Genomic DNA, 22,501 nt, shown 5'->3' on the forward strand with positions numbered 1-22,501 from the left:
ATTTTACCTGTCCTTAAAAACTTCCACTAAGCCTGTGTGATGTACTGTAATGCTGTCTATGATAATACCTGCATGGATTGAATCGAGGTCTGATGTAGTCCATTCACTTACTACACCTAGGTCAAAGCTGAATATACGTACAGGTTCTTCTCTCTCATCTAAGACCATCAATGTTCCAGAACTAAACACCTGCTTTTGTGTTACAAGTTCGTTATGCATTGACTTGAGCATGGGGTTCTTTTCAATGAAGCCTTTTTCTAGAACTAGCTGTTGCAGTTCTGTGTGTTGCTGAGCAAGTATTAATGGATGAGTGTTGCGGCCACCTTCCATATATGTAAACCGCGGAATTTTTCGTTCTATACGCTTTACTTTGGAAAAGCCACCCTTAAATACACCGTCCATTTCAAAGATAAAGCGATTGCCTAATCTCATTTCTGAGCCACTTGTCATGGTCATTGCAAGCACCCACTAAATATCAAATATTGATTTCTTTTCTGTTTCGTTGTTAAGTTTTTTGTTGATTCTTGTGATTTCATTACACCATCTGCGCCGTGTTCTATGATCAAGGTTCATAATTTCTGCATGAGACCAGTGAAAATAATAGGCAATAAAAGACATTTCTTCATACATGCTATCTTGGGGATAACATGTTATGGTTCGAAAAAATTAAGGCTTACCTCGTTAGCTTGATTGCAGTTTGAGCAGTTAAATTTATATTTTGGTGGTTCTACTTGGTTTATGTTTTGGTAAAAGTCTTGTAAGTAAGCTAGATCAGGAGTGAAAAGGTTTTCTATAACCCTGACATCAATATTTTTTAATTCACCTAATTCGGTAATTACTCTAGATAAAATCATGATGCTGAGATAACTTTGATTTTGTTGAACTCTGATATCTTTTAGTGGCATTATTTCGTCGGCCGCTGTGGCTAAGCGCATGATTCCTTTTCTATGTACGTTTCCGCTTTTGTCGACATAGCCTTTCGGTAGTACGAAAGGAAATTCAGTCTGCAAGGACATCTTTTTTTCCTCCATTTGCTATTCAATAAGAGATTGGGGAAGTGAGAGGCTTGTTCTTTCAACTTACAACAAGCTCCCACTTCTCCCCTAGTCATTTTCATTTTTTTGATGCTACTTGTCTTTGCACAGACAAGGCTCTATTCGTTACCATAGTAAGACTCTAATCAATGGTTATGCTTCCAAAGGTTATGCTTCATTACGGGAGATTTTTTGAATGGCCAATTCTAGTGATTCAAAAGCAATGTCCGATTTTGTTCCACTAAATTCTGGACCAGTGTACTTTACTGGGAAAGCTCCTTCTGCAGTCCAGGCCGCTAGAACTGTTGTCATATCGCTATCTCGTGCTTCAATAGTTACGTTCTTTTGCTCAGGAGGATTTTGGTGAATCCAATCATAGAAGGAGTGATTGTCTTTTACGACGCCGCCTTTTAGTGTGATATTGCCGAACTTTCTGAGACCAGGAATTTTCCTGACATGGTTTTCTGGAAAACTTCCTTCTCTGTATTCATGAACTTCAACGGAAATATCAATGCCTGATACGTCTGATACATGGGCCACGTCAACATTTTCAATTAATACCGCAAAGCGATAAGTTTGCACAAGACTTAAAGCCGGTTCTGCCATTGATTATCACGCTCTCCTTTCTGTTGTTTGCTTATCTATTGCTCGTTCGTTTTCTGAGTAATGCGGAAGATGACAAATTCTGCTGGTGTAACGGCGGCAACACCAATGACGCAAATCAATCGGCCATTGTCTATGTCGTCCTGTGTCATCGTATTGTGGCCAATATCAACAAAGAAGGCTTCTTCAGGGGTAGCTCCAGCAAGTGCTCCATTTCTCCAGACGTTAGTCAGGAAGTTATCAATAGTTCGCTTGACTCGAGCCCACAGAATCTGTTGATTTGGTTCGAAGACAACCCAGTTGGTGTTCGCTTTGATGGATTCTTCTAGGAAAATAAATAAACGACGAACGTTAATATACTTCCACAGCTTATTGGATGAGCAGGTGCGTGCACCCCATACTCTGATACCTTGGCCTTGGAAGGAACGTATTAAGTTAACGCCTTTGGGATTAAGAATACCTTGTTCTCCCGCATTATATTGGCAATCTAGTCCTACGCATCCTCGAACTGTTTCATTAGCAGGAGCTTTGTGTACTCCCCGAGCCTGATCGGTGCGAGCAAAAATCCCTGCAACTGCACCTGAAGGAGGCATGGCTGAGTTTTTCTTGGCCAAAGCATCGTATGTAATAATCCAAGGATGGTAGAGTGCCGCGTATTGAGAGTCAATTATGTCCTTGTGTGTCATTATGTCAGTAACAGTTTTCTTCTCTCGAGGGCAGTCTAATATGGCAAAACGACTGCCTAAGTTTTCGCAATGTGCTACGAGGCTCAACTGAACATTAGGATCTGTAATTCCAGGAATGGCCATTATGCTTACTTCTGTATTGTCAACAAAAGATTGCAAGCCCGTACGTTGTCCTAGTCCTTTGTCAAAGCCAACAAAAACAGCGCTGTCTACTTGATCCATTGTTCCGTCGCTACCGCCACTTAACATGATCCTGTATTTGCCACTATCTTCTCCTGATAACAATTGATAAGGATGAATATTGCTAGGTTCAGTACTAGCAGTTACTTCAACTAATTCCGATTTGGACATTACGTTACTGATGAAGTTAGATGCATTGACGTTGAAAGATACATTATCAAAAGCTTCAATAACGTCTAAGCATTTCACTTCTACATTTAACTCGCAGGTTACTAAGACTTTGGTAGGTAACAGTTGTGTATCGATAACATCAACGTCAAAGTCTTCTTCAAATTGCAATAAACCTTCTTCAACAGCTTTTACTACGTTATATTCCTTTTGTTGGCCGTCAGTAAAAGCAACAACGTCACCTACTTGAAAGCCAGCGCTGTTCTTGACTTTATACTTTTTCCCAGCACCTTCAACAGTAGTTACTTCCAATACTTGAGTTTTTGCTTTACTGGCAGGAACAAAAGTTATATTTATCTTGTTGCCCCAAGCACCAGGATTTTTCGCTTGAACATTAAAATTTAGTCTTTCTTCTTGGCTAAAAGTTGCAATCTTGGCGTTTTCTGGTACAACACGAGAGATGTAGCAACGAGCACCTCCGTTAACAAAGTACTGATGAACAGCGTAGCCTAAGTAGCGATATTCGCCAAACTGGCTCTCCGACAGAAAACCTCCAAACTTTCTAGTAAATTCACTATAGTTAGTAATCAATGTGGGTAATCCGCCAACAGGTCCTCTCTCTGCTAAGCCAACGAAACCTGTGGTGCTGGTGCTAACACCTTCCATGGGGACAGAGGCACTGTCAAACTCCTCAACATACACACCTGGAGAAAGATATTCTGCCATTTACTTGCTCTCCTTTCTGTTGATTTTTTGGTTCTTTTTTTTCTTCTTTCTTCTTTTGTATACCATAAATAAAAGGTTCATCGCACTCAATAGATGCTTGGAGCGTGAAGCTTTCTTGGCTATCTTGACCTCTTGAACTTCTTGGCTAAAATCAATTTTTCTTGGTCTAGGTAAGAAAGCATCAATTTCTTCAGGTATTCTTTTTCTTCGCCTAATAATAAGATCAAAAAAGTCATTTCGTGATGGCCGTCTAGGCTTTCTTTCATCCCAAGTAGGTTCTATAGGTTTTGTTTGGTCAGAAGTTGGTTGCTCTGGTTTTGACTGGCGCAATTGAAAGTCTATTTTTATTTTTTGGATAAACTCTTGCTCTTTACTTTTCTTTTGTCCTATAACGCGATCTGTGCTGTGAATCTTTTGATCTATTTTTGTGCGTAGTCTAGAAGATAGCTTCATCTCTTTCTTGACTTCTCTAGCAAGGCTTCCGTCTTGCTCTTCTTTTTTCTGATCTAGAAAGGGAGCAACGCGCCTTAGATTACCGACATCCTCTTCTTTTTTTAGAAATCTTTTGATTATTTTTGTTGCTTTGTCAGAATTCAAAGGGCCTGCCGTGGCTACAGCGCCATCATTCCAGTTGTGCGAATATGTTTTCATGGTTTCATATCTTTTTTGTTTACTTTTATCACTGTGCACCCGTTGCTGTTCGCTACGCAAAGGCTCTGTTTTATTGTCTTCCCGCCGCTCTGTTGTTACCATCTTACGACTGTGACTTTCTTCATCATATCTTATATGTATCTGTCCCGTTGGTAAGGACAAAAGATAGTTGGGCTCTTGCTGATTTATTGTCCTGCGACGAATCGGAGTTGCTAATTCACTAGCTTGTTGTTTATCCTGTTCTAATTCCTGATCGTCCAGTAGCATAAGCAACAAAGCTCCAGGATCTTCTTTTTTGGTGGCATTTGTTTTGTGAACAAGATCGTTACGAGAGTCATTGCGGGAGTGTTTTGCCAATATCTTGAGTAGCTTATCCAACTCGTGCAAGGGCATCACCTGCCTCTAAACTATCTTCATAAACACAGAAAGGGATGTAGACAGCTTGTAAGTACAAGTCTTCTCACCCCTCTAACTGTCGACCAAGCCTGTCTAATTACATCTTTTGTTAATTGTACCTTTTAGTTGCTCCATAAAGGCTTCTTCAGGTATTCATTCGTTACTTAACACGCTTAGAGTCCTATATACTTTTCTAAATTGTCTAAATGTAATTCTATTACTAATTTGTTATTGCCATGAAGCTTTTGTGCAGACAATAACTCCTCTGATTAATCATAACATATTTCCTTAGTGACTAGCAATAATTGTCGATTCTTGTTTTAATTATCATTTGCATCTCTTTTTTTCCCCTAAATTCACATCTGTAATTCGACATAATGACAAATTACTCACAAAAAGGCCCTGTGGCTTCAGCATCTTTTTTTATTACGTTTAATATGCTAGGCAAGTATTTGTTCATTGTTACGACATTGTTATAAAATAACTGACCAAAAATATCTGGTGTAAATGTTATATGGTTAATGTCTAAAGCAGTTTTAAAACGAACTTCTCCGTCATCTATGTCAGACTCAAAATTTCCAAAGCTTAAAGTGTAGTTTATAGTCATTAATAAACTTACTATCTCGTAGAGTTGTTTTTCTTGCGCTTTTTCAGGGCATATAGACAAGATGATACAGCGCTCATTAGGCTCTGAGATAAGATGAATGAAGGTTTCCCAGTTGCAATCATTTCCATTTAGCTGAACTCTTATGACAGGATGACCTTCATCGACTATTACTTTGAAGTTATATTCATTGCTTTTCAAGTATTCACAGATTACTTGCAAGCTTGCTTGGTAATCCTGAGCTACCCAATAGGGCGATCGTGGGTTATATTCTGCATAGGCCCAGGCAGTGCTATAGCCAAATAAAACGTTACCACCTTGAAGTTCTACTGGTACTTCTAAGTGCTGTTTTACGTTAAGGCTAAACCAATTTTCTGTGTTAAAGAGAAGATGCTCCGGCTTGCTTTGTGATAGGCTGATTAGATATTTCAATACATCACTAGCTTTAGAGCAATTTTCTGGAAACTCCTGTAGAAACTGTGCATTCAACCTTGCAGAAATGATCACACTTTTATCAGGATCAAAGTTACCTCCTAGTAAAGGACCTCGTAAATATCTATTAAGATTAAGTAGTTCTTTTGACTCAAGATCTAGGTAAGTATTGTAGTCTACATTAAAATCTATTTTTAATGCTAAAAGCTTACCTTCTGAAAAAGAGGTTTCCATATTCTCAAGAGCTACCGTTATTTTTTGCTGTTCTCGATCGTAAAGGCTTATCTTAGTCATCAGCGCACCTCCTCGTTTTATTTTTTATCATAACCAAAAATCCTGCGAATCGCTTTTACGTTTACACTTTTCGAAATACTGTCGTAGAGTAGCTCATCATTCTGAATCTCACCTTCAATAATGTCACCTATTTCATGAGTATCACCAGAACCATAAGCTATTTTAAATATATAGTTTGAACTACCAGCAGTTTCTTCGTCTAACTCTCCATCGTTTTCTTTAAAAGTAAGTTTTAATGTTCTTGATTTACCACTCTCATATAGACTCTTATCGGCTTTTTCTTCTTTCGGTTTTAAGTAATTTTTGAATTCTCCTAAGTAGTCTCCCTCGCCTATATATTTTGCCAATGAGAAAAGTTTTTGTCCTAATTGTGCCGTGACCATGCCTTTTGACAATTTATTCTCTTCTTCTGATTTGATTTCTTTGTGGAATTTAATGAGTTTTACAGATACTTCACGTAGTATTTCAATAATCTTGAATAATTCAACGTTAATATCTACTCGCCATCCATCTTTTTTGTCGCTTATTGCTTCGAAAGAGGCGTTACCAATAGTGCTAGCAAGACTGAGGGTTCTATTATTAATGGCACTACCCATCTGTTCCTGCATTTTTTCTTGACGACTTCGTACTTTTCCGAATTGACTATTTTTTGCTTTTTCTACGTCTGTAGCTGTAATTTTCATTCCGCTTGTAAGGGAAGCTTTTGCTTCTAAGGCTAATTCTGGTGCAAAAGATAGCCCTGAGCCAACTTTAGCACTACTATTTGCCCCAAAACCCCCACCGGTTTCTACATAATGTTCTTCAATGTCTTTTTCTATAGCCTTAAGTTCTTTCTCTTTTAGCTCAATTTCAGTCGTTAGATGGTTAATATCTTTCTTGCTACCTTTGCTTGTTCTAGCATCTTTCAGTTGCTTTATTTCTTCTACCAGCTGTGTTTTTTTCTCCAAGTAGGGTGCGAAGATATCTCTTTCAATTGTTGCCGCCATTTCCTCAGATCTTAAGTACCCTAGTGAGCCTGAGCTTCCTCCGAAAGCATAGTTCGTGGCTTCAGCAGGTAAGATTCTTGAGGAGCGAAAACGTTGGTATAGTCCATACTTCATAAGTTCTAGCATCTGTTGACTATTATCACCTTGCGCCTCTAGATATCCTCCAATTTTTGCTCCGACGATAAATTGACCTATAGAACTTGGGCCGACTTTTGCCCCTCCTACGAGATCTACTTCTAGACTACCTCTCAATAAGTTTGACTTTTTGCCGATGCCTCTTTCTGCTGATAGTGCCATTTCTCCACCAAGATAGCCGACCCCTGATGGCTCGCAGGGCACATGGGCTTTTAACGTCAATGATGCCGCTGAACCTGCTTCTGGCAAATTTTCATCTATTTTTGATTTTAATAATTTGAATGTTTTGGATAAATCTTCTGTACTCTCTGTTTCTAGTTCTATCTTTTTTACACCAATATCGAGAACTTCATCGTCTTTTTTATCCATGTCTCGACTATTAATTGTTTCTTCAAACTTTTCTTTTTGGATAAGCAAGTCGGCTTTAAGGCTTTCTAGTGCTTCTATTCTTGATTGCTGTGTTGCTTCGTGTTTATGGTAATCACAATAGGAGTCAATGTATTTTGTTAGTTCATTAACATAAAAAAGCAATGCCTGAGCGTTTTGCTCTTCACCTTTTTGGTTTTTCACTTCAAGATATTGCTTGTACAAGTTGTCAATATTTCGAAGACCGGCACCACGAATTCCGAATGTTTTACTAGTTGCGTCTTTGTATTTATCGAACTCTTTTTGTGAGTTTTCATCAAGTATTCCAGTTTGAAGGCCTCTGGCATAAATTTCATTGATTAGGTTTTTCTTTTCTTCTTCACTTAACTTCTTGTGTCCATGAGCATACAATTTCCACTCTAATAGCAGTTCTTTTGCACGACTATCTAAGAGCCGATCTTCTACACTCTGTTCACTATCTTTTTTCCCAAATTTAGTTTGGTCATCTATTACTTCTCCATTGTCACTTGCTAAAAAGTCCTCGCCACCACTGTTTGCTTGCCCTATTCTTAGGACTTCTTCAAATCTATTCTTTTGTTCCTGTAAGCTTTCTTTGAGATTTAATAAGCCGTTTATTCTACTAGCTTGCGAATGATCCGAAGCATGCTTATTACACCATTGGTCAATGTATTGAGTTATTTCATTAATATATTTGACTAATTCTTGTACATTTATCTGCCCATCATTATAGTACTTAACTTCTAAGTATTTTTCATATAAAGTGTCGATATTCTGAAGTCCTTTACCACGTCTACCAGCAAATTTACTAGACTCTTCTTTATACTTTTTAAGTTCCTTTTCATAACCTTCGCCGATAATTTCCACCCAGAATTCAGTGGCATTAATGGTATCATACTCAACAAGTCCAGCCTCTGCAGATAAGCCTGTTGCATTAAATCCATCTTGTTGTTGCAACTGATTAAAAGCCCCTTGATGTTCTGTTGTATTATAAAATTGACCGTAATTGTTAGGCTGTACCTGATAGTTTTGCTGTACCTGATAGTTTTGCTGTACGTAATAATTGGGTTGTACGTAATTATGTGGCATGTAGTTATACTGCATATAATTATAGGGCATGTAATTGTTACCTTGGAATTGATTGGGATCTATCCCGTAATAACTAGGATCTTGAGCATAGTTGTAATTATAGGGTTGGGAATAATCGTAGCCATAGCCGGCATTGTTGTAGTCATAATCTTCATTTCTGTTATCGTCATATTCATTGTCATTTACTTGATCAAGTTCTGTTTCAGTTTTTGAATCTGCTCCAATGCTATTAATGTCCTGATCATTTTGTTCGACTGTAGTAGCTTTGGAAAGTTCTTCTCGATACCTATCTTTATGAAGAAGCAAGAGATCCTTTTGTTTTTCTAACTCATTTATTCTAAAAGGTCTATGTAAATTGTTCGCACACCATAAGTCTATATGTTCAATGATTTCGTCAATATAATTAATTAATTCAAGGTTGTCCTTTTGATTTTCCTGGTTTCTAAGCTCCCGATATTGCTTGTACATATCTTCGATAGTTTTCAGACTAGTACCGCTTTGCTTATCTACTTTTTTACTAGATGGACTACTTTGTTCTACACCATTCACGGCTAGCTCTTTCCATTGTTGTAACATGTCGCCTTCTGGGTTATTACTGTTACCACTTTCTATACGTTGCATTACTCGATCATTTATATTTTGGTTACTTTCTTTAACTTCTTCTGTTGGACTCTCTTCGATCGTAGGCAGGTTTTCTAGATCCTCTTCTGCTTGTAGTCGCTCATTCTCATGCTCTTGATCTTGCTCTTGCTCATCTTCTAATTGTTGGATAAGTTGAAGCGTTGCTCCGTTGCCAATCGCTTGTTGTAATTCTAGGATTTGCTCTGAGCTAAGTAGATCGGAGCTCATTCTTTCTTGAGAGAAACCTAGAGTTTTGCTTTTACTTTTACCAAAAGCATCTATGGCTTTTGTAGTGCTTAGCTCTTTTTGTATGAGTTCTCTATCTCCCATGCACCTATCCCTCCCTAAGACATGTGGTCGAGAAAGCTCCATAAGTCACAAGGCTTTTTTCTTTAGCCTAAGTATTGTTAATGTATCTGATTTTCTATTCTAAGCTTTCAAAAGGTAATTTTATCTTATTAGATATTATACCATCGGAAAATTATTAGAACTGTCGAATCTTGCAAAATGACGGGTTGTTTTTCTAATCTTTCAACAATTTCTGACTTTATCTACTTCTTCTCTCTTTAATGAGCCTCTGCAAAAGGCTTATTAATACTTTAGAAAAAGAGGAATCTCGGAGAAAAATGCAGAAAAGCCGTCTCATGTAGATCAGATTGATTACATCGAGAGGGCTTTTTTAGTGAGTAGATTTTTGGTGAATAGAATTTTGCTAGGGAGGGAGTTAGGATGAAAAAAAGAGAAAGTTTTTGTATTTCCTTAGAAGTTGGCATTGCTACAGCTTTTATTACTTTGGTATTAGTAACATCCATTTCTCTGAGCATAATTATATCATCATCAGTTAAGCAGACAATGCGGGAAGATTTACAGAAACAGCTACACAATGTTGTGTCTGTTGGTTCTTTATTAATTCAAGGTGATGAATTTGAATTGCTGGTCCATGAGAGTCAAGTTAATAGCCCTGAATATCTTGCTATTCAAAAAAAGCTACAAGAAATAAGGGATAGTTCTTTGGATATTCGTTATCTCTATACAATGCGCCTTACTTCTGAAGAGAAGCTAGCATTCATTGTTGATGCCGAAGATACTCCTGGGGAAATGAGTCTAATAGGAGAAGAGTATGATAGCCCCACAGATTTATTGAGAGAGATCTTCGCTAACCCTACGGGAAGTTATGTGGAAAATACCTTCCACAGCGATCAGTGGGGAACTTGGATTTCTGGCTATGCCCCTATATTTAATTCAAGTGGTCAAATGGTAGCCATACTCGGAGCTGATATGTCTGCACAAAAAGTCGTAGAGTATGAACGAAGCATGTTAGTCCTTATCTTTTTGACAAGCGCCGTAGTGAGCATTATTGTCAGCCTTATTGGTATGCAGTTTTCTAATCGAATAACGAAGCCACTGAAACTTCTAGAAGAAGATCTAAATAGAATTCGTCGTTTGGAATTAGATACAAATTTGCAGTTGCATACGATCTTCAAGGAAGTGAGGAGCGTTCATTCTTCTGTAAACAATATGAAAAAAGGACTACGCTCTTTTAAGAAATATGTACCGGCAAGTTTAGTTCGCCAATTAATAGATCTTGAAAAAGAAGCTACCTTAGCTATGGAACGGAAAGAACTAACGGTCTTTTTTTCTGATATCGCTGATTTTACAACTATTTCAGAAAAAACACCTCTTGATAAATTAGGTAATACTATGGTTACTTATCTAACTAATTTGACGCAAATCATCCATAAACAAGAAGGTACGATTGATAAGTATATTGGCGATTCTATTATGGCTTTTTGGGGTGCTCCTCTTGAGGTGAAAAACCATGCTTTACTCGCCTGCGAAGCGGCCTTAGAGTGCCAGCAATTTTTACAAGACTTTAATGCAGAAATGAGCTCTCGAGGTGAAGATGTCTTTGTTACACGTATAGGCATACATACAGGCGAGATCTTAGTTGGTAATATAGGAGCGGAAGATCGCTTAAATTACACTGTGATTGGTGACCCAGCCAATGTAGCCAGCCGTTTGGAAGGGTTGAATAAACATTACGGGACTCTCATTCTTATCAGTGAAGTAACACAAGCCAAAGTAAAAGATGTCATGTTGACTCGCATCGTCGATAAAGCTGTTGTTAAAGGTAGAAATACTGGTTTGGTTATTTATGAGCTTGTAGACAGATTAGATAGAGCATCAAGGGAAGTTCTAGAATTTAGCGAAACTTATAACCAAGGGATGGAGCATTATTTTAACCATAGATGGTCTTTAGCTTTGGAGCATTTTTATATTTGTCAATCTCTAAATGAAGCTGACCCTCTTGTGCAGGCTATGATCGAGCGTTGCCAAGGTCTTTTAGAAGCGGCATCAGATCAAGCTTAAATCGCTGAAGTTCCTTCGTCTATATGCTGTCTAGGCTTCGAGATCGCTTTAGCCGATTATATTTGAAAAAACTCTTGAACATTTTTAAGTTCTTTAACTATTTTTATACCTTGGGGGCAGTGACTTTCGCATTTTTCACAAGCTTTACAATTAACAGCTCGGTGTTCAGGCTTTACCCAGGCACTGTATAGCTTTCTGTGCTCTTCTTTTGTATCGGCTTTGCCAAACCTGAAGTAATCATTATAGCGAGCAAAGTTAACGGGAATGTTGACGCCGTAGGGACAGGGCATGCAGTATCCACAGTTTGTACAGTCTACTTTTACACGAGCTTTGTAAGCATGCTTTACCTGCTCGATAATGTTTAATTCTTTTGCAGAAAGTGAGTTGGCCTGACCAGCTTGGGCTATTTTGATATTTTCCAGAACTTGTTCCATTGTAGTCATGCCGCTTAAGACTACAGAAACTTCGGGATGGTTCCATACCCAACGTAAGGCCCACTCTGCAGGTCTTCGTTGACTGTCACCTTGATTAAAAGTTTGTAGTGCCTCATCAGGCAAGTTATTCACAAGCTTGCCACCGCGAAGTGGTTCCATAATAGCTATGCCTAAGCCTTTACTCGCCGCATATTGTAGACCTTCCTTGCCAGCCTGATAGTTTTCGTCTAAGTAGTTGTATTGGATCAAGCAAAAGGACCAATCATAGGCATCGACAATTTGCTTAAACAAATTCACTCGATCATGGAAGGAGAAGCCTGCGTATTTGATGCGGCCATCTTGAATAGCTTGATCAAGAAATTGGCGGACACCTAAAGCCTCAAGCTTAGGCCAAGAAGTAGCATTCAAAGAATGAATGAGATAAAAGTCAATCTGCTTCGTACCTAGTCGTTCTAACTGTTCGTTTAGATACTTATCCATATCTTCTCTTGTTTTAATTAACCAGCTTGGAAGTTTCGTCGCTAGCTTAACGCGCTCTCTATAACCGTCTTTTAGGGCTTTGGCTAAAAAAGGTTCGCTTTCTCCTGCGCTAGCCATACCTGTGCCGTGGTAGGGGTAGGCTGTGTCAATATAGTTGACGCCTTGATCTATGGCGTGGCGAATCATTTTGATTGCTTTTTCTTCATCAATTTGCGAAGGATCAGTACTCACTAGGGGTAGTCTCATGCATCCAAAGCCAAGTACGGAAACTTGTTCATTAGTTTTGCCAAAGTTGCGATACAACAATATAAAGTCCTCCTTAGTCTACAAATTAAGTAGCACCCTTACTCTTCTATTAAAGATTAAGGATGCCTTGCAAGCAATTATCTTTTTTCAAGTCCCACAAAAAGTCCGGTAAGGTTGCTCTGATTGTACAGGAGCTGTAAAGTACTCGTCTATTTCACAGCTGTGATCGTAGGGGTGCGCAAGAACTGCAAGTAGGCGCTCCATAATTCTGTAATCTTCTTCTTTTACGGCTGATTGAAGAGCTTCTTCAACAAGATGGTTACGAGGAATTACGGCAGGGTTGCTCTTTTTCATTAGCTCTTCTATGGCTTCTCTAGATTCTTTTTGCTTGCTTAAACGTGCTTGCCATTGTTCATGCCACTGTTTAAATTCAACTGCTTCAAAAAGGGCTTTATCTTCTAGTCTGTCATTCGTTAGGGCACGGAAAGTGTTGGTGTAGTCAGCATGATACTTTTCCATGATGCGCAAAAGTTCATTTATGAGCGATTCATCTTGGTGATCTATCTTAAAGATTCCTAGCTTGGCCCCCATTCCCTTGAGCCAATGGTGGTGGTACAAGGTAGTAAATTCTTCAATAGCGCGCTGGGCTAGTTCGATTGCTTTTTGCTCTTGCTCATCTATTAAGGGAAGCAGAGTTTCGGCAAATCTTGCCAGATTCCAGGCGCCAATAGTCGGTTGATTACCGTAGGCATAGCGACCCTGACGGTCAATAGAGCTAAATACAGTCGCTGGATCATAGTTATCCATAAAAGCGCAGGGACCATAATCAATAGTTTCACCGCTAAGGGTCATATTATCAGTGTTCATGACACCGTGAACGAAGCCAACTAACTGCCATTTGGCAATTTGCTGAGCTTGACGCTTGGACACTTCCTTAAGTAAGTAGAGATATTCGTTCTCTTCATCCTTGTAGTTGGGGAAGTGTCTATCCAAAGTGTAATCAGCTAGGGCTTGAATTTCTTCCATAGTTCCCCAGTTGGCAACATATTGAAAGGTTCCCACGCGCAGATGACTTTCTGCCACCCGTGTTAGAATTGCACCTGCTTGTATCGTTTCGCGGACTACTGATTCGCCTGTTGTAACGACAGCTAGGCTACGGGTCGTCGCAATGCCTAAGGCATGCATAGCTTCGCTGATAATATATTCTCGTAGCATAGGACCTAGAGCGGCTCGACCGTCGCCGCCGCGGGAGTAGGGTGTTCTCCCTGAACCTTTGAGTTGAATATCGAAACGCTTTCCCTCTGCTGTGAGCTGTTCGCCCAGCAAATGAGCCCGTCCGTCGCCTAGCATCGTAAAATGGCCAAATTGATGGCCTGCGTAAGCCTGCGCAAGGGGCATTGAGCCTTCGGGAATGTCGTTACCAGCAAAAATTGCCAAGCCATCATTGCTTTGCAGTTTCTCTGCCTCTAAGCCTAAGGCTGTTGCTAAGGGCTGATTAAAACAGATCAGTTTTGGCGCCTCTACGGGAGTTGGTTTAAGCAGGCTATATAATTTATCAGGCAAACGGGCATAACTGTTGTCTAAGTTCCAACCTTGTTTTGTTTTTACTTTTATCGTTGTCATTGTTTTTCCTTTTTTAACCTTGTTATTGCCTCTTACATACCCTTACTTATTCTCTTTTCTGGTCCTTCTTATTCCTGAAAGAACGCTTTCTCTTCATTCCTTTGTTTTGCCTTTATCGTTTTGGGCATATAAAAAAACAGCCCTACAATCATTCTTGTAGCCCTGTTATAAAAAAGGCGACACATTCTTATGAAAGAACTACAAAGGATTGAGTAGCTTTTCCGTAAGGTCTGTGAATAATTATACCATGGAGTGGAAAGATTGGCGAGAACTAATTTGCTTTATAAGCAAAGCTATTAATAGATTACGAAAGCTACAGCTAACGAAAAGAGGATTATCTATGCTGGCAATGTTGAAGTATATAAAACCCTATAGTCGTTCAGTTGTACTCATTGTCATCCTAACATTGATCAGTACGTTACTAGAACTATTACTACCTACGTTAATGGCCAATGTAGTCGATATAGGGATTGTGAATGCAGATATTCCTTATATCGTGAATACTGGTGGGATAATGGTTGGTATTTCGCTCCTTGCCGTTGTCTTTACCATTGCCGTTATTTATTTATCTGCAAAGGTGTCTCTCGGATTTGGGAAAATGGTTAGACGGGATCTGTTTGTCCATGTCGAAAATTTTTCACTAGAGAGTTTTAACAAGATTGGTCCGGCCTCGTTAATTACGAGAACGACGAATGACATTAAGCAAATACAAGACGTTTTAAATATGACGCTCAGAGTTATGACAAGAGCACCCTTAATGCTTGTCGGAGGCATTATTTTAGCTGTCACAAGAGAGGCCACTCTTTCCCTTATCTTCTTTGTTACCTTGCCGCTTTTGGTTCTTGGTATTTTTCTCATTGCTCGTAATGCTATTCCCCTCTTTACAACTTTACAGCAAAGGACAGACAGATTGAACTTAGTCATCAGAGAAAGCTTAACGGGTGTCCGAGTCATACGTGCTTTTAACAGGGTTGAGGCTGAAAAGAAGCGGTTCGATGACGCTAATGAGGCTTTTAGAGACACAGGTATTAAAGTAAATAAAATTCTTTCTGCCCTTTTCCCCTTCATGATGATCATCATGAACTTTACTAATGTAGCGATCATATGGTTTGGTGCCCTTAGGATTGATCAAGGCGCTATGCAAGTAGGAAATATGATGGCTTTTTTACAATATGCCATGATGATTCTTATATCTTTAATTATGCTGTCGTTGACCTTTGTAATGATTCCTCGAGCACAAGCTTCAGCTAAGCGTGTTAATGAAGTACTACAGCTTCAAGCGATGATTACAGATCCTGACGTAGAGGTAAAGGATAGAGGAAAAAAAGGATTAGTTGAATTTAGGGATGTTACTTTCCGCTATAGTGGGGCAGAAAAACCTGCTGTCAAAAACATCTCCTTTCTTTGTAAACCAGGAGAGACAACTGCTATTGTCGGTGGCACTGGGGCAGGTAAATCAACCTTAATTCAACTAATCCTTCGATTCTATGACCCTGAATCAGGGGTTGTTCTTGTAAACGGTGTTGATACGAAGCAGTTAACGCAAAAGAGTTTGCGACAAAAAATCGGCTATGTGCCACAGAAAGCAGACTTATTTAACGGAACTATTGCTGAAAATATTCGCTTCGGGAAGCCAGAGGCAACAGATGAGGAAGTACTCGAAGTACTACAGATTGCCCAAGCTATTGACTTTGTTAATGAAAAAGAAGAGGGCATCAATTCGTTACTACAACAATCCGGCACGAACTTGTCTGGTGGCCAAAAACAGCGACTGTCCATTGCTCGTGCTCTTCTTCGTAAGCCTGAGATCTATATTTTTGATGACAGTTTTTCTGCACTAGATTACCAAACTGATGCAAAGCTAAGAAAAGCATTAAAAGAGTATATTCAAGATGGGACAATGATTTATGTGGGGCAACGAATCAGTACGGTGCAAGATGCCGACCAAATCATTGTGTTAGATCAGGGTAAAATAGCTGGAATCGGTACACATGAAGAGCTAGTAAGAGAAAATACTGTCTATCAAGAAATCGTAGAATCGCAACTTTTCGAAGAAGGGGGGAGAAGATGAGTAAGGACGAAAAAGATGACAAATCAACAAGAAAACCAGTCGAGTTCAAGAAAACTCTTGGACGTTTAGCAAATTACTTAAAACCAGAGCGCAATAAGCTAATTGCGGTAGCCCTCTTTGCCCTCTTATCTACAGTTTTTAATGTACTAAGTCCTGTCATTCTAGGGAGTGCCACTACATCTATTTTTGAAAGTGTGACAACAGGTACTGCGATTGACTTTAGCTTTATTGGTCAAGTTGTGATGACATTAATTGTTCTTTATCTCTTTGCATCATTTTTTGCTTTTATACAGCAATATTTAATGGCAGGCATCTCCCAACGAACAATTGCGAGTTTAAGGAAAGAAATAAGCGATAAATTAACGCTGGTCCCTTTAAAATACTTTGATCAACATTCTCATGGCGATCTTTTAAGTCGCGCTGTCAACGACATCGATAACATTAACAATTCCTTACAGCAGGGATTGTCACAAATAATTACTTCCGTTGTTACTGTAGTTGGTATTATTGTGATGATGTTGTTGATTAGTCCCTTATTAACGCTCGTTATCGTGATTACGATTCCACTAAGTTTATTAGCTGTACGCATCGTAGCTTCTTATTCACAAGAATATTTTAGAAATCAACAAATGGAGTTAGGTAAGTTAAACGGCCATATCGAAGAAATGTATGGTGGTCATCAGATAGTTAAAGCCTTTGGTTATGAGGAAAGAGCAATAGAGCGGTTTGATGAAATGAACGAGCGTCTTTATACAGCAGGTTGGCGTGCTCAGTTTATCTCTGGAATTATGATGCCCTTGATCACCTTTATAGGGAATTTGGGGTTTGTCTTTGTCAGTATTGTAGGTGGCCTTCTTGTGATTAATGGAAGCATTTTAATAGGAAATGTACAAGCTTTTATTCAATATACCCAACAAATCTCTCAGCCCATGAGCCAAGTGGCAAGCATTGCCAATATGATTCAAAATGCTTTAGCTTCTGCAGAACGAATCTTTGCCTTGTTAGATGAAGAAGAAGAGAGTAAGGAAGAAGGCATCTCTGTTGATGTTGATGCCCTTAAAGCTGATGTATCCTTTGAGCATGTAGGATTTGGTTATGAGCAGAATGCCTTGCTAATCAATGATTTGAATGTAAATATTAAAGAAGGTCAAATGGTTGCCATTGTAGGTCCTACAGGGGCAGGAAAAACAACGCTTATCAATTTACTGATGCGTTTTTATGAAATTAACCGAGGAAAGTTAGCCATTGGTGGAATGAACTCCACCGATTTATCACGAGAACAGTTACGCCATATCTTTGCCATGGTTCTGCAGGATACGTGGCTTTTTAGCGGTACTATTAAAGAGAATATTGGTTTTGGGAAGAAAAATGCAACGGATGAAGAAATCCGAGCGGCCGCACGGGCGGCCTATGCAGACGATTTTATTCGTGCCTTACCAGATGGCTATGAGACAGTTCTCCAACAAGACGGAGCAAATATTTCGCAAGGTCAAAAACAGTTGTTAACGATTGCTCGAGCGATCATTTCTGATCCAAAAATCTTAATATTAGATGAAGCAACGAGTAGTGTTGATACAAGAACAGAGCTTCAGATACAAAAGGCGATGAAGCAAATGATGAAAAATCGAACAAGCTTTGTCATTGCCCATCGCCTTTCTACCATTAAAGATGCCGATGTTATATTAGTTATGGATAAAGGAAATATTATCGAAAAGGGAACTCATCATCAGCTCCTTGAACAAAAAGGCTTTTATGCTGATTTGTATGAGAGTCGGTTTGCACAGTAGGGTATGTTTTTTGACTTTTTAGCTTTCAGAGAAGTTACATCGTAACTTTCTCCTTGCCTCCTCCTGCTTTGAGGATGCGGGAAAGGAGTGCGCAAGCCTCTGCACGGGTGAGTGCCTTCTGGGGCTCAAAGCCTTGATTTGTGCCTTGCATAAATCCGTATTCTACGGCAATAGCTACTTGTTCTCTTAAGGCCGGCGAGATTTGTCCCCGATCGGAAAATTGATTCAACAAGTTAACGTTGGCACGGGCATTGGCTAAGCCTTGAGCCTTAACAATGGCTACAGCCACATCCTCCCGCACGGCGACGCTGTTTGGTTCAAAAGTAAGTGCACCTGTTCTGGTATCGCGGTAACCTGTTAGATAAGCACGAGCTGACTCTACCGTTCTAAAAGCCCAGTGACTAGTAGGCACGTCTGTAAAGGTTGCCCTAGCCGGTGTCGTTGTCTCCAGCTCTAAGGTACGCACCATGATGGAAGCAAACTCGGCACGAGTGACTGTGTTGTTGGGGCGGAAAGTTCCGTCGGGGTATCCGCTTAAGATACCTAGCTCTACCATCTCCATAATTGTGTCATAAGCCCAGTGGCTTCTATTTAGGTCAGAAAAGTGGTTTGTACTTGGTGCTGGAGTGACAGGAGGCGCTGGTGCTGGACTTACTGGTGCAGGTGTCGTTACTGGTGGTGTTGTAGGTGCAGGCGTAGCGCTGGCTATTTTTTGCCATTCATAGCTATAACGAACGCCCACAGACCCAGGAGATCCAAGGTTCACATTAAAATACAGAGCCTGTCTGTCCCCTACTTTTTGTGCTTTATCTCGGAATTGCAAGGATACATCGACGGCTACTGACTTTTGTGACGCTGAATCAAGTGGTGGACTTGAAGAAGTTCCAAAGCCCATGTTTTTCACGGGAGTACCGTCAGGATAAGTACCTTCGGCATGGGTACGAGGACCATAGTGTATGCCTAAACCGTCTTGTGCCATATAAAAATTGGCTCTAAAGGCGGCGGCCCATCCACCGGCTGAGTTGCTGATAACATTTTGATTAATCTTTATAGTTACCTTTTCTAGTGCCTTGATCCTGCTTGGTGGATTCGTCCAAGTATATATGGCATGCATGTTCATCGGTGGATCCCGATCGAGCCGTCCCCCTCTTGTACTTTTCACTTCGATAGTACCATTTTTTACAGTAGCGGAGTAAATTGCACTTTCACCAGCTGTAAAGTTGGCAGGGAAAATATGAGTGTCTACCAAGACCCAGGCATGTTCCTCGTTGGCCGCGGTAGCGGCAGTGGCCATGCCAAAAAACATTAACATGGCCAAGAGTAGCGATAGTACTTTTCTTCTCATCCTATCCATCCTTTCTAAAAAAACTTTGTGTTTTTTTTAGATTACCTTTCTTTCTATGCTCTAAAAACACACAAAAGGGGTAGTCTTGCTTCCAAAAAGCCCTACCTAAAAGGGGTAGGTGGCAAAAAAAAAGAGATAGCCTGCCCTTGTGAGGTGCTATCTCTTATCTCTTATCTCTTATCTCTATTTCTATGCTTACTCAGAGTTTTTCTTTTTCTTCCTTGGCAAAGAGTTTTATGAGCTCCATTTTGCTGTTGATCTGTAACTTTTGATAAATGTTTTTGGCATGGTACTTGATTGTATTGTCACTGATATTTAAGCTTTTGGAAATGGCTTTGTAGGTGTAACCACGAAGTAGAAGTTGCACCACTTCTGATTCTCTCTCTGTTAGTTGCTTTTTTTCTTTTAATTCTAACAGTGCTTCGTCTTGCTTCTTCTCTTCTTGATGAGAAACAGTCATAAGAAAAGCATGGCTTTTTAGAATCCGCGCCATTTGGTTGTTCAAGATCGGTAGTATTATAATAACTGTTAATACGATAACTAAGGCAATGATGGATGCTTCAAAAGTTGCACCATCAATGATTAGGTTACCAACCAAGCCACCTAGGAGAATGCCTAGGACATTCATGGACAAGCCAATTCCCCAAACTTGTACGGGATTTTCATAGTACTCTAAAAGGCTTCCCAAGATACTCCACCAAAACAAGTCGAAGACGCCAAAAGCGCCTAGCATCAACGTATTGATCAGCAGGTAACTACTTATGGAACTGTCTAGCAACATAAACAATAGGTAGGAAATCCCGATCATAGCCAAAGCCACATATAGTATGTAGGCTAAGTTCCTTTTGGTTGCTACCTTTCTAAGGATGAGTAAAGCTACAATATAAGGCAAAGCCCAGTAATAGCTAGTCAGGACAGGAAAGTGAGAAAAAGCCGGAGTAACAACTTGATACATCAGTCCCGAGTTGATGGTAATAATCAGAATAAAGAGGCTTAGCAAGAGCAGAGGTAGAACAGTAGCGGCCTTCTTAGGATGCACTTCTACCTTCTTGTCGGTCTTCTCCCCTTCTATTGCTTTTTCATCTCTCTTTTCTATCGAAGAGTCTTCCAACCTGAAGCTTAAAAACAGGGCGCCCAGAAGCCCCGTAATCGCTACAGCAAGAGCTAGCATAGGCGATGCGTTTACGGCTAGCACATTGATCAGTATCATGATCAGATTGGAACAGATGATTACGTCGGCCGCTATTCTAAGGCGTTCTCTTGGTGAGGCATAGATTTTAAAGAAGTAGCCCCAAGAGGCTACAAAAAGCCCTGCAAAAAAAGAACTTATCGTCAGTGCGATGTACCAGAAGTTGGAAAAGGGCAAGAAAAAAACAAGACTTCCTACTATGCAACAGAGGGTAGCTGTTATCATGGTCCTTTTCGCAACGATTTGCTTCTTAATGAAAAAGCCACTAATTAACAAGCCCAAAAAGTGCGCTAAGATAGCCACCATATTATGATTTGTTCCCTCTATGGTTGATTGATCGACAAGCTGATACAATACCTGTCCCTCAAAGGGTACAGCTAAAAGCCAGCCAAAGAAGAGAGAGAAACCGAGCAATTGTAAAGTCTTCTGATTTATGAAGTTGGGCTTACCAATTCGGAAACTTTTGGGGAGGTTCTTTATTGTTACGCTCAAAACAAAGTCCCTCCTCACTTATTTTTCCCTACTTTAACTATAGCCCAACTTTCTTTCGGATACAATTCCCTAGTTGATAGGATAAGGATGATTGGTAAGGTTACTAACGAACCTTGCCAATCGAATGATTCTTTGTATAGTAATCTTGTCCAGTTTTCTCCTCTTAGACATAATAAAAAACACCCCACATTTTTCATTGACGTAGGGTGTTAGTAGTTATGTTTGTCTTTCGGACAGGTTGATTTTTTTACCAAACAAAGTGCCCACAAAGCCTTGTAAATCAAGGTTTTTGGTGGAGGCGACCAGTTACCTGACAAAAGCACCGTCTTTAGCAATTGCCTTCTTTCAAATATAAAGCGTCGGGCAGTCTGTAATTCTCGACGCTTTATAAAGAATTAGAGCACCCCTACTCAAAAAGCTGGGCCTAATAAGTTCAGACATTCAAAAGAACATATTTCTTTAATATTACTTTTTGAAATTCAGGTGATATTCTGTGATAATCAACAATATCTACTCTAAAAGAGAGGTCCGAGTCTTGAAAGTCATCCTTAAGGTTGGCTAGCAGCAATAGATCGAGTTTGTCTTTTCCTTTTAAAGCGATATCTAAGTCGGAGTGTTCATGTGTCTTTCCTGTAACTCGTGACCCAAATACAAGAATTTCAAGGTTTGAAGCATAGGTTTTGAGGATGTTTTTCACGGTCCTTAACTCTTCTTCGCTTAACTTAATCATTACGAGCCTCTAATGCCTTTAGTAGATAAAGAGCATCTTCTAAAAACTCTTTGCTAATACTGTAAATCTCATCGGCTACTTCTCTGTTATAAGTATGTGAAGTTGTATTTCTAAGTTCATGGTATTTAACCCACTTTGAAAAGTCGGTGATTAGTTTTTGCTCAATGGCATGTCTGAATAATTCTTTTCTTGTAGAGCCATCCAGTAAACCTGGCATAATGTTCAATTCCAGCCAGCGTTTCATGAATTTCCAACAAAGTTCATAGGTGAATTCAAAATTTTGAATCACCCCTGCTTGGATAACTTCCTTCTCATCAAGTGATACATTGTTGTTAGCAAGTCTACCGTTTGCAAATTTATGAGCTCGCTCTAGTGATGCAACTGCCTTTTTTAAGCTACTTAAATCTAGCAATTTTTTATCACCTCAAACTTTAGGGTAACTTATAGTCCATTCTTTGGAAACTTTTCTAAGTGTAGTATACCACAAAGCATCTACATCAAGCGCGCAACTTTTGTTTTTTGTAGCAAAACAGTTTCAAGTATCAACCTGCAGTTTCCTTTGTTACTATACTCAAGGCAAAATATGTAATATTTTTTTGCAAAGATATCTTCCATGGTACAATTTTCCAAAGGAAGTGATGTTGAATGATATCTAACGACCTTAAAAAACAAGACATCATCGACATAACAATGCCCATTGAAACGAGATCTAGAAAAAGCTCTTGAAAAAAAAGAGCAAGCCTTA

The 22,501-nt window shown here is 39.5% G+C and carries 17 protein-coding genes; 3 read left to right on the forward strand and 14 right to left on the reverse strand.

Translation table 11 applies throughout. The features are described 5' to 3' along the window. Positions 1-3: 3 nt before the first annotated feature. The 8 genes from F9B85_RS10370 to F9B85_RS10405 all read right to left on the reverse strand — a co-directional run bounded on the left by F9B85_RS10370 (position 4) and on the right by F9B85_RS10405 (position 9,319). Positions 4-456, reverse strand: coding sequence for a phage tail protein (locus F9B85_RS10370; protein WP_151620638.1), 453 nt, complete (start codon positions 454-456; stop codon positions 4-6). 12 nt (positions 457-468) lie between these two features. Continuing rightward, on the reverse strand, positions 469-654 hold the full coding sequence (locus tag F9B85_RS15045) for a DUF6760 family protein (protein WP_151620782.1): 186 nt from the start codon (positions 652-654) through the stop codon (positions 469-471). Further along, positions 651-1,016: a phage tail assembly protein gene (locus F9B85_RS10380; RefSeq protein ID WP_151620640.1), complete on the reverse strand. Its 366-nt coding sequence runs from the start codon at positions 1,014-1,016 to the stop codon at positions 651-653. The genes F9B85_RS15045 and F9B85_RS10380 overlap by 4 nt, the downstream gene beginning before the upstream one ends. Positions 1,017-1,202: 186 nt before the next feature. Next, entirely contained in the window at positions 1,203-1,640 is a 438-nt protein-coding gene (locus F9B85_RS10385; RefSeq protein ID WP_151620642.1) for a phage tail protein, read from the reverse strand. 35 nt (positions 1,641-1,675) lie between these two features. After that, complete coding sequence (locus F9B85_RS10390; RefSeq protein WP_151620644.1) at positions 1,676-3,397, reverse strand: phage tail sheath family protein; 1,722 nt, start codon at positions 3,395-3,397, stop codon at positions 1,676-1,678. Continuing rightward, entirely contained in the window at positions 3,398-4,435 is a 1,038-nt protein-coding gene (locus F9B85_RS10395; RefSeq protein WP_151620646.1) for a hypothetical protein, read from the reverse strand. It abuts the gene before it with no gap. A 394-nt stretch (positions 4,436-4,829) separates the two neighbouring features. Next, the gene (locus F9B85_RS10400) at positions 4,830-5,774 is read right to left on the reverse strand and encodes a YbjN domain-containing protein (protein ID WP_151620648.1); all 945 of its coding nucleotides are present in this window, start codon (positions 5,772-5,774) and stop codon (positions 4,830-4,832) included. A gap of 17 nt (positions 5,775-5,791) precedes the next feature. Beyond that, entirely contained in the window at positions 5,792-9,319 is a 3,528-nt protein-coding gene (locus F9B85_RS10405) for a hypothetical protein (RefSeq protein WP_151620650.1), read from the reverse strand. A gap of 399 nt (positions 9,320-9,718) precedes the next feature. On the opposite strand from F9B85_RS10405, the gene F9B85_RS10410 reads away from it, so the two are divergent. Continuing rightward, positions 9,719-11,359, forward strand: coding sequence for an adenylate/guanylate cyclase domain-containing protein (locus F9B85_RS10410; RefSeq protein ID WP_151620652.1), 1,641 nt, complete (start codon positions 9,719-9,721; stop codon positions 11,357-11,359). A gap of 56 nt (positions 11,360-11,415) precedes the next feature. On the opposite strand, the gene F9B85_RS10415 is transcribed toward F9B85_RS10410, so the two are convergent. Next, entirely contained in the window at positions 11,416-12,579 is a 1,164-nt protein-coding gene (locus F9B85_RS10415) for an aldo/keto reductase (RefSeq protein WP_151620654.1), read from the reverse strand. Between the two features lie 87 nt (positions 12,580-12,666). Next, on the reverse strand, positions 12,667-14,142 hold the full coding sequence (locus tag F9B85_RS10420; RefSeq protein ID WP_151620657.1) for a protein adenylyltransferase SelO: 1,476 nt from the start codon (positions 14,140-14,142) through the stop codon (positions 12,667-12,669). Positions 14,143-14,482: 340 nt separating this feature from the next. On the opposite strand from F9B85_RS10420, the gene F9B85_RS10425 reads away from it, so the two are divergent. Both F9B85_RS10425 and F9B85_RS10430 read left to right on the forward strand, forming a co-directional pair. Further along, the gene (locus F9B85_RS10425; RefSeq protein ID WP_151620659.1) at positions 14,483-16,213 is read left to right on the forward strand and encodes an ABC transporter ATP-binding protein; all 1,731 of its coding nucleotides are present in this window, start codon (positions 14,483-14,485) and stop codon (positions 16,211-16,213) included. Then, a complete protein-coding gene (locus F9B85_RS10430) occupies positions 16,210-18,000 on the forward strand; it encodes an ABC transporter ATP-binding protein (protein ID WP_151620661.1) in 1,791 nt (596 codons plus the stop codon). The genes F9B85_RS10425 and F9B85_RS10430 overlap by 4 nt, the downstream gene beginning before the upstream one ends. Positions 18,001-18,034: 34 nt before the next feature. Here F9B85_RS10430 and F9B85_RS10435 read toward each other — a convergent pair whose 3' ends face one another. The 4 genes from F9B85_RS10435 to F9B85_RS10450 all read right to left on the reverse strand — a co-directional run bounded on the left by F9B85_RS10435 (position 18,035) and on the right by F9B85_RS10450 (position 22,168). Further along, complete coding sequence (locus F9B85_RS10435) at positions 18,035-19,345, reverse strand: S-layer homology domain-containing protein (RefSeq protein WP_170270417.1); 1,311 nt, start codon at positions 19,343-19,345, stop codon at positions 18,035-18,037. 199 nt (positions 19,346-19,544) lie between these two features. Continuing rightward, positions 19,545-21,026, reverse strand: a complete 1,482-nt coding sequence (locus F9B85_RS10440) for a LuxR family transcriptional regulator (RefSeq protein ID WP_151620665.1) — start codon at positions 21,024-21,026, stop codon at positions 19,545-19,547. Positions 21,027-21,459: 433 nt separating this feature from the next. Beyond that, positions 21,460-21,756, reverse strand: a complete 297-nt coding sequence (locus tag F9B85_RS10445; protein WP_151620667.1) for a nucleotidyltransferase family protein — start codon at positions 21,754-21,756, stop codon at positions 21,460-21,462. After that, on the reverse strand, positions 21,749-22,168 hold the full coding sequence (locus F9B85_RS10450; RefSeq protein ID WP_151620669.1) for a nucleotidyltransferase substrate binding protein: 420 nt from the start codon (positions 22,166-22,168) through the stop codon (positions 21,749-21,751). The genes F9B85_RS10445 and F9B85_RS10450 overlap by 8 nt, the downstream gene beginning before the upstream one ends. Between the last annotated feature and the right edge of the window lie 333 nt (positions 22,169-22,501).

Origin of the sequence: Heliorestis acidaminivorans, assembly GCF_008933955.1 — a bacterium.
GTDB lineage: Bacteria > Bacillota > Desulfitobacteriia > Heliobacteriales > Heliobacteriaceae > Heliorestis > Heliorestis acidaminivorans.

Coding starts and splice junctions, on each gene's coding strand:
- F9B85_RS10370 (WP_151620638.1), bottom strand. CDS start 456: ATGACCATGACAAGTGGCTCAGAAATGAGATTAGGCAATCGCTTTATC.
- F9B85_RS10380 (WP_151620640.1), bottom strand. CDS start 1,016: ATGTCCTTGCAGACTGAATTTCCTTTCGTACTACCGAAAGGCTATGTC.
- F9B85_RS10385 (WP_151620642.1), bottom strand. CDS start 1,640: ATGGCAGAACCGGCTTTAAGTCTTGTGCAAACTTATCGCTTTGCGGTA.
- F9B85_RS10390 (WP_151620644.1), bottom strand. CDS start 3,397: ATGGCAGAATATCTTTCTCCAGGTGTGTATGTTGAGGAGTTTGACAGT.
- F9B85_RS10400 (WP_151620648.1), bottom strand. CDS start 5,774: ATGACTAAGATAAGCCTTTACGATCGAGAACAGCAAAAAATAACGGTA.
- F9B85_RS10405 (WP_151620650.1), bottom strand. CDS start 9,319: ATGGGAGATAGAGAACTCATACAAAAAGAGCTAAGCACTACAAAAGCC.
- F9B85_RS10410 (WP_151620652.1), top strand. CDS start 9,719: ATGAAAAAAAGAGAAAGTTTTTGTATTTCCTTAGAAGTTGGCATTGCT.
- F9B85_RS10420 (WP_151620657.1), bottom strand. CDS start 14,142: ATGACAACGATAAAAGTAAAAACAAAACAAGGTTGGAACTTAGACAAC.
- F9B85_RS10425 (WP_151620659.1), top strand. CDS start 14,483: ATGCTGGCAATGTTGAAGTATATAAAACCCTATAGTCGTTCAGTTGTA.
- F9B85_RS10430 (WP_151620661.1), top strand. CDS start 16,210: ATGAGTAAGGACGAAAAAGATGACAAATCAACAAGAAAACCAGTCGAG.
- F9B85_RS10435 (WP_170270417.1), bottom strand. CDS start 19,345: ATGAGAAGAAAAGTACTATCGCTACTCTTGGCCATGTTAATGTTTTTT.
- F9B85_RS10445 (WP_151620667.1), bottom strand. CDS start 21,756: ATGATTAAGTTAAGCGAAGAAGAGTTAAGGACCGTGAAAAACATCCTC.